A 16402-nucleotide genomic window follows, 5' to 3' on the forward strand; every position below is an offset into this window, starting at 1 on the left:
GCAAGCTCGACTCCTACAGAGGACCTGAGCGATCCAGCCACTCGGTATGCCTGCAAAAACGCGGTGATGCCATCGCGAGCAAGCTCGACTCCTACAGGGGATCTGAGCGATCCAGCCCCCCCACCTCACGCCTGCTGCAAGTACCAGCGCCAATCCTGCTCCCCGACCTCGCCCATAAACTGTCGGTACTCGGCGTTTTTCACCGCCAGGTACACCTTCAAAAACTCGGACCCAAACGCTTCTTTTGCCCACTCAGAGCCTTCCAGCGCGCGCAAGGTGGTCAGCCAGTCAGTAGGCAGCATTTCTGTGGCCTGGGCGTAGCCATTACCTTCAATCGGCGCCCCCGGATCAAGCTGTTCACGAATGCCACGATGAATCCCGGCCAAAATCGCCGCAGCGGCCAGATACGGGTTGGCATCCGCACCACAAATACGGTGTTCGATATGCCGCGAAAATGCCGGGCCACCCGGCACCCGCAAGCTCACCGTGCGATTGTCCACGCCCCAAGTCGCGGCCAGCGGTGCATAGCTATTGCTCTGAAAGCGACGGTAGGAGTTGGCATTCGGGCAAAACATCAACAACGAATCGAGCAACGTGGCGAGCATCCCGCCCACCGCTTGCCTGAGCAGTGGCGTGCCATCCGGCGCCTCGCTGGCGAACAGATTGTTGCCGTCCTTATCGGCCAGGCTGACATGCATATGCATGCCGGTGCCGGCCAAATCATCAAACGGCTTGGCCATAAAGCAGGCAACCATCCCGTGTTTGTGCGCCACGCCCTTGACCAACCGCTTGTAACGCACCGCTTCGTCCATCGCCTGCAACGCGTCGCTGCGGTGCTCAAGGGTAATTTCCACCTGCCCTGGCGCGTATTCGGAAATCGCCGTGCGCGCAGGAATACCTTGCAACTTGCAAGCGCTGTACAGATCCGCCAAAAACGGTTCGATTTGCTCCAACTCGCGCAGACCGTAGACCTGAGTTGCCCGAGGACGCTGACCATCGGCATCGCGCGCCGGCTGCGGTCGCCCGTTGCTGTCGCGCTGCTGATCGAGCAAATAAAACTCCAGCTCTGCCGCCATGACCGGGTAATACCCGTCAGCCTTGAGCCCATCGATTACCTTGGCCAACAAATGCCGGGGGTCCGCCACGGTCGCAGGCATGCCCTGCTGCGGGTGCATGCTGACCTGCACCGCCGCCATTGGCATCAACCGCCACGGCATACGCTGCAAACTGCCGCTGATGGGATACGCCCGGCAGTCAATATCACCCACATCCCACACCAACCCGGTGTTTTCCACATCATCGCCATTAATGCTCAGCCCCAAAATCGTGCTCGGTAATGGCCGGCCGCTTTCATACACCGCCAGCAACTCGTCACGGTGCAACAACTTGCCTCGGGGCACGCCATTGTTATCGAGGATAAACAGCTCAAACATCTCGACATCCGGGTTCAATTCCAGAAAATCCAGGGCTTCTTGCAGCGGGGCAAACGGGGTGATGGCACTCATGGGGAACACTCGCAAATTCGTATCAGACAGGCGCACAGGCGCTCAAGGCTTAATAGAAAAAACGAGAATCCGGTGGGCGCGCATGGCGACAGTGATACAAGGCCCAGAAAGCCAGTTTTGAAGGGAGGGCACAGAGATCGGGGGCACACAGGACAGAAAATCGACAAGGCACCAAGCCCGGCGACAACCTGCGAACAACCCTGCTTAGCTGCACAAAGCCCATACCCACAACCGCAATCAACAAAGAACCCGCAGCCTCACACGGTAGACCACGTTTGTTAAATGCAGCGTTTTAAACCTTTAGGCATGGGCTGGGTAAACATTAAATGCCCGCAAGAAGGAGGTGTGGGAGCCTGGCTTGCCAGCGATGGCATCACTGCGATTTAAGCTGATACACCGAGTCGCCCGCATCGCTGGCAAGCCAGACTCCCACAGGTTTTGCACCGCTCTCTTGTGGAGTAGTAAATCATTCACGTTTATAGGGCACGGCAAAACCATGAGCGAGCACGCAAACCAGTAAAATTTACGCCCGAGATTAAATTACTCTCCATGTTATTTAACACGTCACTCACACCCAATAACAACCCGCACATTAACTTTTATACCGCGCCAACCAACACACCTTCTTCTTGGCACCCGGCATTGAAAACACATAGGCAAGTACTATGAAAAATGAAAACCACTGCATTGCCAAATTATTGTAAACACCTACAAAAGGAATCTGGCCAGTCTTGGCAAAATCAACATGAAGCACTATAAAAAAACAATTGTAGCCCGCCACCAGCAGAAACCTTGCGAGGCTGATCCCGCCTCCAGACCAAGCGAACCTTACCCAAAAAGACGGGAGATAAAACAACACGCTTAAAAAAACAAACCCTGCGTAGAGTAGGAAATCATTCACGCTCATTGCCCCACTGCTCGCGGATACTTTTTACCGTTATCCCATCCGAGGCCAAACCCACAGCCGTGCCGCCCACCGTTGCTGTTTGATAGCCACGCAGATAATCCGCTCGAACATACCTGAATAACCGCCACGCTTCAGGTTTTAAAACCAACCGCCCAGCACCAAAGACAGACCCTGCCAAGTCCGCCACTCCATACGCAATATTACCTTCACGCTCCGTGCCTCCACTAACAATGGCTACTGCGTGATAGACCTTTCTAATCGGCCCTTGAGCATCTGAATGTCCCGCCCATAAATTACGACCATTCTCGTAAATATTATTGCCGCCATGCAGTATCAATGGAGCCCCAAAACCAAAGCACAACGCACCCGCCGACACATAACAGACGCCACCCCCTGTTGCGACCTGTAACCCACCAGCGGCCATGCCCACTCCCAAAAGAGCCTTATCCAACAGTGTGTGGCTCACCAACCCATTCTGTTCTTTCTTTATATCTTCCAACCCTTGCTCAAGGCTTTTTTTACCGTGCTGAACATCCTTGACAATACCCCGGGCGTAATACGCAACTTCCCTGTTAAATTGCAGGCGCAAGGTCGCTTCTTTAATCCGTTGCACGCTAACGGTGCAGGCCTGATTAGCCAGATAACTGGCTGCTTGATTAAGTTGCCGCAACCCATCTTCGACTAATGGTTCTTGTGGACTAACAGACTTCATTTATCTTCGTCCCAGCTGCTGTAGCCGCTTGCGCCAGCAAGGCAGTAGACTTATCGATATTTTTGACAATAGAGATGGGTTGATGAGTCGCGCGATCGAGGTTGCCGATATTCAACAGCGTGTGGGTAAAAGACAGCACCATGATTTCATCACGGTGGTCAGTCTGGCACTTATTGCCTATGGACTCCTGAGTTGAACAGCCCGCTGAGATCAAACCCTGGGTTTTGCCCGTAATGCTCATATAACCGTGACTCGCCATTGCTACTACTCCTGAGCTCAAAGACCGCAGGCTAGTTCAGCGATATCAGTTTTTATGTAGGACGCATCCCGTCCCACCTGCCTTTATTCTTGTTCGCACAGCCAAAACCTTGCAAACCTCAAGGTTGCGGTCTGTCGCCCCGCTCACGTAGCATACGTTTCATATACATTTCATATCGGATAGCCGCATGGGCATCGTAAAGATTTCAGACCACCTGCATGAAAACCTGCGGGTTGCCAGCAACGCACTGAGTCGCTCGATCAACGCACAGGCCGAGCACTGGATGCGCATCGGCATGTTGACCGAGCTGCACCCCAACCTGGACCACAACCAGATCTGCCGCGTGCTGATTGGTGCCGAACTGGCAGGTGGCCTTGATTTGAAACAACTGTGTGAGCGCGCCACCGTCGCGCAGGACGCGCAAACTGCATCAGGAGTTCACCCATGAAAGCCAGTGTCGTCATCAACAGCCCGGCGCAAATCGCCCAGTCCAAGGTCGCGGGCATGCTGGCCGCTGAAGTACTGGCCATGATCACCCCGCACGTAAAGGCCGGCGTCACCACCGACCAACTCGATCAGATCTGCCACGACTACATCGTCAATGTACAAAAGGCCATCCCCGGCAACGTCGGCTATCACGGCTTCCCCAAAACCGTGTGTGCGTCGGTCAATGAAGTGGTGTGCCATGGCATTCCGTCGGGCCGGGTTCTGCAGGATGGCGACATCGTCAACATCGACATCGCCGTGGTCAAGGATGGCTGGTATGGCGACACCAGCCGCATGTACTTCGTCGGCGAGCCCAGCCCGCAAGCGCGGCACTTGGTAAAAACCACCTACGACGCCATGTGCGCCGGCATTCGCGTGGTTCGCCCCGGCGCGACGCTGGGAGACATTGGCCATGCCATTCAAACGGTTGCCGAACAACAAGGCTATAGCGTGGTACGCGAGTACTGCGGCCACGGCATCGGCAAGGTCTACCACGATGAGCCGCAAGTCCTGCACTACGGCTACCCCGGCCAGGGCCTGAAACTCAAAACCGGCATGATCTTCACCATCGAACCCATGCTCAACGCCGGCAAGCGCCACGTAAAAACACTTGCCGACGAATGGACAGTGGTCACCAAAGACCTGTCATTGTCCGCCCAGTGGGAACACATGGTGGCCGTAACGGAAACCGGCTTCGAAGTGCTCAGCCCTTGGCCTGACCGTGTGGAAGAGTACCCGGCGCTTAGCTGAGAGCGTACCTCTCGACGCAGCAGGCAGCCTCTGTAGGAGCGAGCTTGCTCGCGATGCAGACGCTGCGGTCAACCAGGTACACCGCAGCGATACCATCACTAGCAGGCTCGCCCCACACGTGAGGTCCATATTTGCCACGACAGCCCCACCGCCATAGCAGGTTTTCAAAAGACGGCCCCTTAAACGCACTGATTTCGCAAAAAAACCCACCCTCGGCTCACACCCGCGAGTGGCTTTTTGACACCGCTCGCAACCCCTTGAAATTCCTTAAACCCTGCCAAGCCATCTCCTTTAAACCCTCGGATTTCCCCCTAAAAAAACAGGACTCGCCCTACAGACAAGAGCGTTTCTTCATTGACGCTTAGGCCGCGCAACGATTAACCTCCCGCCCTAGAACATGGAAGACTATCGAATACCCGACTACCGCGCGGGGTTCTGGCATTTCCTGAAAATGAATTTCCCGGCACGCTCAGGCGTGCTGCTTCGATTTGCGGTAAATATCTTGAAGCCTCGTTCCTCGTTCCAGATTCAAAAATCGGTAATTTTCGCTTTGGTGCTACGCGAAGCTCGGGCGCGTTTTGGCGAACAACGTATGGGCGCCGTATGGACTTTGATCGAGCCTATCTGCCATTTGCTGATCTTCACTGTTTTGTTCTCGCTGATTCGTGGTCGCACTGTAGCCGGTGTTGATTACCCAGTGTTTGTGCTGATTGGAATGGCACCTTTCATGCTATACCGCAACACTGCATTGCGAATGATGGACAGCTTGCGCGAAAACCGCTCGCTGTTCGGTTACAAACAAATCAAACCTCTCGATACCTACGTCGCACGCGTACTAGTGGAAGCCTGCATCAGTGCAACGGTATACGCGATTCTAGTGTTTGGGTTTGCTTGGTACGGCTTCGACATGTCGGTTAGTCATCCTTTGCAGTGGGTAGCAATATTAGCGCTTGGCCTACTTTTCACCTTTGGGCTGGGAATGATTTTAGCGCTAATAACTCATGCCCAGTCCAGCCTTAAGCTCGTGATACGGATGGCATTTTTTCCCCTGTACTTTATTTCCGGGGTGTTAGTGCCAGCCTCCTATCTGCCTCAAGCAATGATGCCTGTACTACTGCTCAACCCATTTTTGCATTTAACTGAACTGATCCGGGCAGAGGTACTACCGCATTACACCCCCGTCGATGGCGTGTCTGTGCAGTACGTAACTACGTTCACGGTGGTGCTGCTGTTTATTGCCCTGGGTAGCTACCGCGCGCGCCGCTTGCACCTGATTTCCACGAAAAACGGATGAGTACAGACCAACGTGTTTGAGCTTAGAAACGTTACCAAATCCTACCTGACACCCAAGGGCCGTCGGTATGTGTTCCGCAACCTGTCGATGTCGATTCCACCGGGCAAGAATATCGGCCTGATCGGGCGCAACGGCGCGGGCAAGTCCACCCTGATGCGCCTGCTGGGCGCAGCTGATATTCCCGATTCCGGTGCCGTAGTCACCGACAAGAGCATTTCCTGGCCGGTCGGGTTGGCGGGCGGTTTTCAAGGCAGCATGACCGGTCGCGACAACGTCAAGTTTGTCTGTCGGGTCTACGGTGCCGTCGGTGACAGCATGCGCGAGAAGGTTCGCTACGTGCAGGACTTTGCCGAAATCGGCGACTGGATTGACGAGCCGATCAAGACCTACTCATCCGGGATGCGCTCGCGCCTGGCCTTCGGCCTGAGCATGGCCTTTGACTTTGATTACTACCTGATCGACGAAGTGATGTCCGTGGGTGACGCACACTTCAGGCGCAAATGTGCCGAGGTATTCCAAGAAAAATTGCAGCAATCAAAAGTCGTACTGGTGACCCATAACATGCTCGAAGTTGAAAAGCTTTGTGACATCGTGCTGCTGGTACGCGATGGCGGCATACAGGTTTACGACGACGTCGCCGAAGGCATCAAGGCTTACAACACCTGACCCCCCCTTTTATAAAGCAGCACCGTTCGACTTCAAGGATGCATCACATATGAGCAGCAAGGGTAAACTCAAGCGCTGGCGCCTGGCCATCGGCCTGGTGGTCTTGCCAATGGTTTTGGCGGCCATCTACTACGGCGTATTTGCTACAGATCGCTACGTAAGCAGTGCGCAAGTGGTTGTTCGTCAGGATGGCGCAAATCAGGGCGCCGCTGTGTCAGGTCTCGCAACCTTACTCACCGGCTCCAGCACAGCTTCCCGGGAAGAAACCCTCTACCTGCGCGAATACATAGGCTCCATGGACATGATGCTGCTGCTCGAAGATCGCCTGCACTGGATCGAGCAATACGCGGCCCAACGCAGCGACATGTTCTTCTGGCTAGACAAGGACGCCCAACGCGAAGACCTGCTCAAGTACTACCAGCGCATGGTCTTGGCACACTACGACGAAACCACCGGCCTGCTGCGAGTTGAGGTGCAAGCCTTTACCCCAGAGCTGTCAGAGCAAATGCTGCGTACCCTCCTTGACGCCAGCGAGCACTTCGTCAACGAAGTCAGCCATGGCATTGCCCGCGAGCAAATGACTTTTGCCAAAAGTGAGCTGGCCACTGCCCGCACTCATTACGCTGATCGCAAGGCTGAACTGATCGACTTCCAGAACGACAACAAAGTGCTGGACGGTGCAAACACCGCACAAAGCCGCGCCACTATTATTGCTGACCTCGAAGGCCAGCACACCAAAGAACAGGCCGTACTGACCGAAATGCAGTTCAAGTTGCGCGTCGACTCGCCGCAAGTGAAACAGCAAAAGCAAAAGGTCACCGCCATCACTCAGCAACTGAGCAAAGAAAAACGCTTGTTGGTCTCCTCAACGGACGGCTCCCAGTTGAACGTGGTGGCCTCAGCCTTCCAGCAACTGACCCTGGACGCCGGTATTGCCGAAGCCAGTTATAAAACTGCAATCGCCGCTCTGGATAATGCCCGCATTGAAGCCAGCAAAAAGATCCGCACACTGGTGACGGTCGTAAGCCCGAACACTCCCCAATTGGCGCTGTACCCTGAGCGCTTGTACAACCTGGCAACCATCTTCCTTGGCCTGCTGATGCTGTACGGCATAACTCGCTTCATCCTGGCTTCGATCGAGGATCACCGTGATTAAATCCCTTGCTGTCTCCCATACATTCAATCTGAAACTGGCCGCAGTAGCCCTGGCAGTCCTCGGGCTGGCGGGCTGCGGCGGCGTCGTATCGGGCGCAGGCCCGTACAAGGGTGCTATCGAAACCGAGAACACGACCTACAACCTGGTCGAGATCAACGCCAACACCATCGCCCCTTACATGCGCGGTGCCGTACGGCCGATGCAAGCGAGCATTGCCAAGCCGACGGCGCCGTCGGCGCGGCTGATGCCCGGCGATATCCTGAGCGTGCTTATTACTGACAACGCCCCAGAGGGCTCGGCGTTGTTCGCTCCACTCTCCACCGGCGGCACCCAGCTTAAAACCCGGATCGACGATCAGGGCATGATCTCCCTGCCTTACGTTGGCCGGCAGTTTGTCGCGGGCATGACCCTCAACCAGGTTGAGCGCATGATCATCAAGCAGCTCAAGGGTGTGACCACCGACGTGCAAACCCACGTTGAACTGGTCGGTGACCTCTCCGGCTCAGTACTGGTAGCCGGTGCAGTCAAATCCCCAGGGCGCTTCAGCACCCTGCAAGGCCCATTGACCCTGCTCGATGCTGTCAACCAGGCCGGCGGCCCTCTGCTGGAGCCGCATCTGGTCAACGTCACCGTACGCACTGGCAGCCAGGTGCAACAGTTCAACTACGAAGACATTCTGGCCGGCAACAACATGCTGCTGCGCCCCAACTCGGAAGTGGTATTGGACCGTGCACGCCAGCGCTTTGTCGCCATGGGCGCAGTACAAGAACCAGGCCTGAAAGACATGCCCTCACAAAACACCAGCCTGCTTGATGCGCTGGGCAGTGTCGGCGGCCTGCGAGAAGCCAGTGCCAACCCCGAAGGTGTATTTGTATTTCGCATGGGGGAAGGAACCAATCTGAAACCTACGGTCTTACGTCTTGATATGCGTGACCCGGCTGCGATTTTTTACGCACGACAGATCGTAATCAAACCGGATGACACTATCTATGTCACCAATGCGGCCGTGTATGAGTGGCAAAAAATCATCTCACCTGTCGTGCAGACCATGCTTCTTGGTCGTACTGCCGGGATGTACCAGTAACTTTTATCGCTTGATCAGCAATAGGGAAATTTCATGATCCCAGTAATACTTTCCGGTGGCTCAGGCTCCCGGCTGTGGCCTCTTTCGCGTGCCATGCACCCGAAGCAGTTTCTGACCCTGAGCGGCGACCAATCGCTGTTTCAGAACACCTTGTCGCGTCTGGCAGGCATCCAGGAAGGATCGCTGACGCCTATCGTGGTCAGCAATGAAGACCACCGCTTTCTGGTAGCGGAGCAATGCCGTGCGCTGGGTATCACACCGCAAGCGATTTTACTTGAACCCATCGGTCGCAATACCGCCCCAGCCATTGCAGCAGCAGTGGTTAAAACCTTGGCAGATGGCAAGGATGAATTGTTGCTGGTGCTGCCTGCCGACCACGTGTTTGATGACCTGGATGCTCTGCACGCCGCCTTTGAAAAAGGTAAACCCGCTGCACTGGCCGGCAGAATCGTGACCTTCGGTATTGTGCCCAACAAAGCCGAAACCGGTTACGGGTACATCCGCGTTGCTGAGAAATCCGACCAGATCCAAGCGGTGCAAGCGTTTGTTGAAAAACCGGACCTCACCACCGCAGAGCAGTATCTGGCCGACGGCCGTTACTACTGGAACAGCGGCATGTTCCTGTTCAAAGCCTCTAGCATGCTTGCCCAACTGCGCGAACACTCACCGCAAGTACTCGCGTCTGTGGAGGCTGCGCTGGCCAATGCCAAGGAAGATCTGGACTTCACCCGTCTGGACCTTAAGACCTTCGCCACCGCCGAAAATATCTCCATCGACTATGCCGTGATGGAACGCTCCGACCAGGTATCCGTTGTTCCGCTGAACGCTGGCTGGAACGATGTAGGCTCCTGGAGTGCAGTGTGGGAGATCGCCGACAAGGACCCACAAGGCAATGCTTCTCGCGGCGACGTCATGCTCGAAGCCACCCACAATGCCTATGTGCACGCAGAGCATCGTTTGGTGTCGGTACTGGGTCTGGATAACGTTGTCGTGATCGAAACGGCTGACGCGGTAATGGTCGCCAACAAGGATCACGCACAAGACGTCAAACTACTGGTCGACCGCATTAAACAAGACGCCCGGACTGAAGCGACCAATCACCGCAAAGTCTACCGCCCATGGGGCGCCTACGACTCCATTGATAATGGATCTCGCTATCAGGTGAAGCGTATTACCGTTTCACCTGGACAGAAACTCTCGGTCCAGATGCACCATCACCGTGCAGAACACTGGATTGTTGTGACAGGCACAGCAAAAGTATCGCTTGGCGACAAACAAATACTGCTAACCGAAAACCAGTCGACTTACATTCCAGTTGGCGTAGTTCACGCACTTGAGAACCCGGGGAAAATACCCCTGGAGATGATTGAAGTTCAATCTGGCGGCTATTTGGGCGAGGACGACATTGTACGCTTCGAGGATCGATACGGGCGGACAGTTGAAACCCTGACAGGGCCCGAACAGATTTAAAAGAAGCGCACTCTCCTTACAGCGCTAAAACAGAACGAACCCTTGCTGTGTTTTCGTCCAGTAACATAGCAAGATAAAGCGAAGTAAATCATGAAAATACTTATTCAATGTGGCGACCATCTAGAAAATCAAAATAGAATAATGACTCTGGCCACCGAGCTTAAAATCGCAGGCCATACTCCTATTATTTTATTGTATTCAAAACATAAAGGCCGTTACTTTGAGAACCAAGGCATACAAACAGTATCTCTCGAAGAAAACACCCCTTTAGACCAGCCTCAAGCCAATATCACCATTGATTCCTCTCTTGAAAGCGGCATCAAGTATAACGACATATTGAATGCAGAAGCAAAGCGCCGCCCAATGATTAGCTGGCCTGGTCAACGCGTCAAAACCATCAGAGATATCTACAAGGTCCACAGAGCAATCAGTAAAATAATTGACAGCCTCAAGCCTGAAAAAATCATCATTTGGAATGGATTTACAGGATACGTTGCCAATACCTTGCGATTGATTTGTGCGAGTCGAAACGTAGAGTGCGCCTTTATGGAACGAGGTTTACTGAAAGACTCATTATTTATAGATCGCCAAGGTGTTAACGGCGCTTCCTCTTTGAATGCACTGACTCCAGACTTACTGGACGGACTCACCGTACAAAAAGAAGATATCACTTACGTTTCAGATTTGTTTTCAGTAGATACTCACCCCAAAATCAATGCAAGCATTAGCACAACACACAACGTGTTTTTTCCGCTACAGGTCCAGCTGGATACTAATATTATTCTGTATTGCAAATACAGGTCGATGCGCGAAGCATTTTTAGATATCTACGCTGCGCTCAACAAGAAAGAAAGTTTGTTCTTGGTACGCCCTCACCCTGAAGAAACTCAAGACAGTTTTACAAATATCCCCCGCTTTGACAACACCAAAGTTACTGCATCAGAGAGCCTGGACCACTGGATTGACTGGTCCGACATCGTGGTAACTATCAACAGCACGGTGGGATTAGAAGCATTAATTAAAGGCAAGCAGGTTATAACCCTCGGGGAGTCAATTTACTCTTCTGCCGGGCTTACGAGCTCGCTGCCCGCGCCTTTAATCCCTGTAGATGCCAAGCACAATACCCGACTGATAAACTACCTGATCTTTTTGACAAAAAATAATATCTTGATATCTAACAGCCCTTACAACAAATCCGTCATTGCTTCGCAACTGTTTATCGAAAGTTCGAAAATTAAAAAAGCCGAGCATGCAGACACCAAAGAGACTGCCGAAGCAGCTGAAATCCACATTGATTTTCCCCTCAATGCGACACTCGACTTGACGTACAGAAAAAACAAAGCCCCCATTACTAAGGGCTGGTTAACTGACATCGTTAAAAGTCACGTCAACGCTGCCACGTATGAGTTCTCTAATTCCAACAAGCCAAGAAAAGATCGATTCTCAGTAAAAATAGTCAGCGAGAGCAAAACAAGCAAACACGACTATAAATTCAACAAAACAATCGACATCTACGGCAACGAAGTACGGTAACCATATAAAATCATGAAAAGAATTGCACTCTTTATAGACACCATAAATAGCGCGCAACTCGATGCCGTCTCCGAGTTACAGGCCAAAAACCCAGACAACGAATACGTCGCAAACAATACTAACAAGCTCAGAGCCGGTGCTAACCTAAGCGGCGTGAAAGACGGAGACAAGTACCTCGAATTTTGCTGCAGCGCACACGAACTCATCATTGTTGCCAACGACGACTTTATTATTGAAGAAAGACTCCTCAACAGTTTTTTCTCGAACAAAATAGGCCGCGTATGGCACATACTCAGTAGCGGAAAACTAGAATACTACACCATAAATACGTCAAAAAAATCATCAATTCTGCTGGTTTTTCCTGGACCAATACTCCCTTTAACACTGGGTTCTCATCAGCGTGTTTTCAATTTACTTTTCAACTTATCAAAAAACGGCATTGCTGTAGATGCGCTCATTAGCACGCCAAAAAACAGCAACCCAAGCATCTACCAGAATGCCCTAAAAACGGTTTGCAACAATGTTTACATCTATAAAAACAATAAAAAAACCCACCCCCCCCTAGTAAGAGCCAAGCGCTCTATCGAGTTAAAGGCTCGGGAGCTCATGGGTAAACCCCTTGAGCTTCCAGATCTTTTCTCTGAGCGCCTGCACACACGCCCTACGGAATCATGCAAGCGCTGGGTAAATTCACTTTACTTAGCGAACAAGTACAACACCGTGATTGTTTCATATGCATGGATGATGGGCGCGGTCGAATATATCCTCCATGACAGTGACAACTTCAAACTCGTGTGCGACACGCATGATGTTCAGTTCACTCGCAACCGGGAGATTCTGGATAGAAAAGAGCGACTATTCTACAACAGTATTGCCGAAAAAAGCTGCGAACTTAAACAGCTCAACAAATGCGACTCCGTGCTGGCAATTTCAGTCTCGGACGAAGACATATTAAGAAAATCCCTTAAGAAGTCCACAAAAGTAATACGCGCCTCTTCAGGGTTTGATTACGCTCTTGCTCAAGTAAGGTTCCGACCTAACGGTAGACCTTTACAATTCGGCTTCATCGGCGGCCAGATGTCTGCCAACGTCAAATCCCTGCTTTACATCTTGGACGTCTGGTGGCCCACCATCCAAAAGTACTCACCCGACAGCAAACTTCTTATTGCAGGATCCATTTGCAAGGCAAGTGAAATACTGCCAAAAATCTTCCTCGATACTAACGTAATCCCACTTGGATTCGTTGATAGCATTGGAGAATTTTACAATAAAATTGATATTTCTCTTAACCCAGTGCTTGTGCAAGGCGGCCTCAACTTCAAAAGTGTGGAAGCTGTTTTTGCGGGCAAGCACTTATTGACAAATAAATTAGGCCAGGAATGTTTGGGCGCGGAGTTCCCCTCATCCATCATTGCCGACGACCAAGACCTTATAAAATTCATATCGACTTATGAATTCAATTTGAAAAAAGACCACGGCATGCGAGTGGCGAATCAAAACAAGGCAAAAAATATGTTTGCCAATAAAAAAACCTACAACGAGCTTAAACACTACTTGATAGGCCAGCATTAAGCGATGGCACGCGCTTTGTTAGTGAAAGGCTACTCCCTCTCATTTGACAAGGAGGGTGTAGATGCACATATTATTTCGCAACAAGCCAAAAGCACCTATTCCGACATTTCTCAAAACTAACAGTGTGAATTCATCCTTGATCAAAATCACCCCTACCATCGAATGCTCCAACAACGCCCCTTTCGTCCTGTTCGGCGGCATCAACGTACTGGAATCGCGCGACCTGGCCATGCGTGCCTGCGAAGAATACGTGCGTGTGACCAGCAAACTGGGCATTCCGTATGTGTTCAAGGCGAGCTTCGACAAGGCTAACCGCTCGTCCATTCACTCGTACCGTGGTCCGGGCATGGAAGAAGGCTTGCGCATTTTCCAAGACGTTAAAGCAGCCTTCGGCGTGCCGGTGATTACCGATATTCACGAAATTTATCAGTGCGCGCCTGTCGCCGAAGTGGCTGATGTGTTGCAGCTGCCTGCGTTTCTGGCCCGTCAGACTGATCTGGTCGTAGCACTGGCCAAGACTGGCAAGCCAGTCAACATCAAAAAGCCTCAGTTCCTGAGCCCGTCGCAGATGCAAAACATCGTGCACAAGTTCAAGGAAGCCGGTAACGACCAGTTGATCCTGTGCGACCGTGGTACGTGCCTGGGTTACGACAACCTGGTGGTCGACATGCTCGGCTTTGGCGTGATGAAGCGCACCTGCGACGACCTGCCGATCATTTTCGACGTGACTCACGCCTTGCAACAACGCGACCCATCGGGCGCAGCTTCCGGCGGTCGCCGTCAGCAAGTGGTTGAACTGGCACGCGCGGGTATGGCGGTTGGCCTGGCAGGTCTGTTCCTGGAAGCTCACCCCAACCCGGATCAAGCCAAGTGCGACGGCCCAAGCGCGCTGCCGCTGGATCAACTGGAGCCGTTCCTGGCACAGATCAAGGCACTGGATGATCTGGTCAAGTCGTTCCCTGCACTGAACATCGGCTGAAGCGACGTCTTTTGAAGCAAGGATTCTGAACATGGCACGTACAGAACAACGGGTCGCGATTGTTATTCCGGCCCGCTATGGCTCGACTCGCCTGCCGGGTAAGCCGCTGGCGGATATCTGCGGCAAACCAATGGTGCAGCACGTGTACGAACGCGCGCTGCAAGTGGCACACGCCGATGTGGTGGTGGTCGCGACCGATGACGAGCGTGTGGCACAAGCCGTGCGGGCGTTTGGTGGACAATGCATCATGACTTCGCCGGATCATCCGTCGGGGACTGATCGCTTGGCCGAAGTCATGACGCAGGTCGATGCAGACATTTACATCAATCTGCAAGGTGACGAGCCTATGGTTCGCCCCGCAGATATCGACACCCTCGCTGCCGGCATGCTGGCAGATGCGCAGGTCAAGGTCGGTACGCTGTGCCATGTGATCGATGCCCACGAAGCCGCCAACCCCAACACCGTGAAAGTGGTGTTGGCCCATAACGGTAACGCGCTGTACTTCAGCCGCTCACCGATCCCGTACCCACGGGACGGCGAAGCCGCTGACTACCTCAAGCATGTCGGTGTGTACGGTTATCGCCGCGACGTGTTGGCTGACTACAGCAATCTGCAGCCAGCCATGCTGGAAAACGCCGAAAAGCTAGAGCAGTTGCGCTTGATGGCGGCCGGCGTTTGCATTCGGGCGTATGTGGTTGAGCCAACCGGGCCGGGAGTTGATACGCCGGAGTGCCTGGAGCAAGTGCGCGCACTGATGAGCGGCCAAGCACCTACCCCTCGCACCACGCTGAACGACATTCGTCTGGTGATCACCGATGTAGACGGCGTGCTGACAGATGGCGGCATCTACTACGACGCCACTGGCGAATGCCTGAAGCGTTTTCATGTGCGTGATGGCATGGGCATGCGCCTGCTGGAAGAAAACGGTGTGCGCGTGGCGGTGTTATCAGGTCGCGACTCGGCCACCTTGCGCAAGCGGGTAGCGGATTTGGGCATCACCCTGTGTCAGTTTGGGGTGAAGGACAAACTGGCCGCGTGCAATCAGCTGATGGCCGAAGCCGGTGTCAGTGCAGCGCAAACAGCCTGCATCGGCGACGACTGCATCGACCTGCCCGCCTTCGCGGCATGCGCACTGTCGTTTGCCGTCGCGGATGCCCCGGTGTACGTGCAAGCAGCAGCAACTCATGTGTTGACAGCAGCAGGCGGTACCGGTGCCTTCCGTGAAGTGGCAGACAGTATTCTGTTTGCTCAGGGCAAGGACGCGGTATTGGGTACTGCGGCAGGTTATGCGCAAGTGATGGCGAAGATGGCGCAGTAAACCGAAGGTTGCTGTGTGCTGAATAAAAACGGGGCTTCTCGCAGGCCCCGGCTTTATTTATAGTCTAAACCTTAAGAAAATGCCGGGAATTCAAGCGAAACTAGACCGTACTCGTAAATATTCAACATGCTAACCTTTGATTGTTCATAACTATAACCCTACTAAAACCAATCCGCCAGATTCTCAAACCAAAGAGATAAAATACGAACTCAAAATACAGATAACATCTTTAAATAGTATCGTTTTACGCAAGACTTCGATCACAAAACAAACAAACGTTCAACAACGAGACAGCCTAGAACTGTACACGCATCACTCCTGACTAGTAGAGCCTCTATCTTCCTGAGCCATATCCCACCAATGTTGAAACTGTGGATCCATGCTTTGCTCATCGAAAGAAACTCTATCAGCCTCACGACGATCCCAAACCACGCCTGTACGTATAAGTTTTGCAGGCGAACCCGCTACGATACAGGATGGCGGAAATTCCTTATTTTGTAAGAATGAAGAAGCACCAACAATTGAATTCCTAGAAAGCCTTGTGCCTTTACTGATGAGAGCTGCTTGCCCGATCCAAACATGGTCACCGATAAATATATCGCTGGCCGGATTCATCCTCTCACCCGTTACAACACCTGAATTCAACACATAAGTGCAACGCTCACCCCTGTATGCACTTCGTACGGCGTCTTCCAGCCCAAGCGCTTGCGC

General features: G+C 52.8%; 14 protein-coding genes and 2 pseudogenes. 11 read left to right on the plus strand and 5 right to left on the minus strand.

All coding sequences use genetic code 11. The annotated features are described in order from the left end of the window. Positions 1–125 precede the first annotated feature (125 nt). From GHO41_RS25085 to tssD, 4 genes and pseudogenes are all read right to left on the minus strand, one after another. The gene (locus GHO41_RS25085) at positions 126–1505 is read right to left on the minus strand and encodes a glutamine synthetase family protein (RefSeq protein ID WP_153434936.1); all 1380 of its coding nucleotides are present in this window, start codon (positions 1503–1505) and stop codon (positions 126–128) included. Between the two features lie 592 nt (positions 1506–2097). Next, positions 2098–2412: a hypothetical protein gene (locus tag GHO41_RS25090; RefSeq protein WP_153434937.1), complete on the minus strand. Its 315-nt coding sequence runs from the start codon at positions 2410–2412 to the stop codon at positions 2098–2100. Further along, the gene (locus GHO41_RS25095; RefSeq protein ID WP_153434938.1) at positions 2399–3124 is read right to left on the minus strand and encodes a DUF4225 domain-containing protein; all 726 of its coding nucleotides are present in this window, start codon (positions 3122–3124) and stop codon (positions 2399–2401) included. Before GHO41_RS25095 ends, GHO41_RS25090 begins: the two co-directional genes overlap by 14 nt. Before the next feature lie 25 nt (positions 3125–3149). After that, a pseudogene (gene tssD, locus GHO41_RS25100) lies at positions 3150–3383 on the minus strand (type VI secretion system tube protein TssD); the annotation flags it as partial. Positions 3384–3570: 187 nt separating this feature from the next. Between tssD and GHO41_RS25105 the strand changes: the two are divergent. The 11 genes from GHO41_RS25105 (at position 3571) to kdsB (ending at position 15691) form a co-directional block, all read left to right on the plus strand. Continuing rightward, on the plus strand, positions 3571–3831 hold the full coding sequence (locus GHO41_RS25105) for a ParD-like family protein (protein ID WP_153434940.1): 261 nt from the start codon (positions 3571–3573) through the stop codon (positions 3829–3831). Further along, the gene (gene map / locus GHO41_RS25110; protein ID WP_153434941.1) at positions 3828–4619 is read left to right on the plus strand and encodes a type I methionyl aminopeptidase; all 792 of its coding nucleotides are present in this window, start codon (positions 3828–3830) and stop codon (positions 4617–4619) included. The genes GHO41_RS25105 and map overlap by 4 nt, the downstream gene beginning before the upstream one ends. 397 nt (positions 4620–5016) lie before the next feature. Continuing rightward, positions 5017–5913, plus strand: a complete 897-nt coding sequence (locus GHO41_RS25115; RefSeq protein ID WP_178126576.1) for an ABC transporter permease — start codon at positions 5017–5019, stop codon at positions 5911–5913. Between the two features lie 12 nt (positions 5914–5925). Then, on the plus strand, positions 5926–6579 hold the full coding sequence (locus GHO41_RS25120) for an ABC transporter ATP-binding protein (protein ID WP_371929031.1): 654 nt from the start codon (positions 5926–5928) through the stop codon (positions 6577–6579). Positions 6580–6628: 49 nt separating this feature from the next. After that, positions 6629–7735 (plus strand): ABC transporter permease, encoded by a 1107-nt coding sequence (locus GHO41_RS25125; RefSeq protein WP_153434942.1) that lies wholly within the window; start codon positions 6629–6631, stop codon positions 7733–7735. Next, positions 7728–8819, plus strand: coding sequence for a polysaccharide biosynthesis/export family protein (locus tag GHO41_RS25130; RefSeq protein WP_371929032.1), 1092 nt, complete (start codon positions 7728–7730; stop codon positions 8817–8819). The genes GHO41_RS25125 and GHO41_RS25130 overlap by 8 nt, the downstream gene beginning before the upstream one ends. A gap of 33 nt (positions 8820–8852) precedes the next feature. Beyond that, positions 8853–10289, plus strand: coding sequence for a mannose-1-phosphate guanylyltransferase/mannose-6-phosphate isomerase (locus GHO41_RS25135; RefSeq protein WP_153434943.1), 1437 nt, complete (start codon positions 8853–8855; stop codon positions 10287–10289). A 90-nt stretch (positions 10290–10379) separates the two neighbouring features. Further along, positions 10380–11822, plus strand: coding sequence for a hypothetical protein (locus GHO41_RS25140; RefSeq protein WP_153434944.1), 1443 nt, complete (start codon positions 10380–10382; stop codon positions 11820–11822). Positions 11823–11834: 12 nt separating this feature from the next. Beyond that, the gene (locus GHO41_RS25145) at positions 11835–13394 is read left to right on the plus strand and encodes a glycosyltransferase family 4 protein (RefSeq protein ID WP_153434945.1); all 1560 of its coding nucleotides are present in this window, start codon (positions 11835–11837) and stop codon (positions 13392–13394) included. 136 nt (positions 13395–13530) lie between these two features. Beyond that, positions 13531–14373, plus strand: a complete 843-nt coding sequence (kdsA, locus tag GHO41_RS25150) for a 3-deoxy-8-phosphooctulonate synthase (protein WP_153434951.1) — start codon at positions 13531–13533, stop codon at positions 14371–14373. Between the two features lie 31 nt (positions 14374–14404). Further along, the gene (kdsB, locus tag GHO41_RS25155; protein ID WP_153434946.1) at positions 14405–15691 is read left to right on the plus strand and encodes a 3-deoxy-manno-octulosonate cytidylyltransferase; all 1287 of its coding nucleotides are present in this window, start codon (positions 14405–14407) and stop codon (positions 15689–15691) included. A 312-nt stretch (positions 15692–16003) separates the two neighbouring features. Here the strand turns inward: kdsB and GHO41_RS25160 are convergent. Further along, positions 16004–16402 (minus strand): annotated as a pseudogene (locus GHO41_RS25160) (hypothetical protein); the annotation flags it as partial.

Origin of the sequence: Pseudomonas sp. FSL R10-0399, from assembly GCF_009600165.1 — a bacterium.
GTDB classification, from domain to species: Bacteria; Pseudomonadota; Gammaproteobacteria; order Pseudomonadales; family Pseudomonadaceae; genus Aquipseudomonas; species Aquipseudomonas helleri.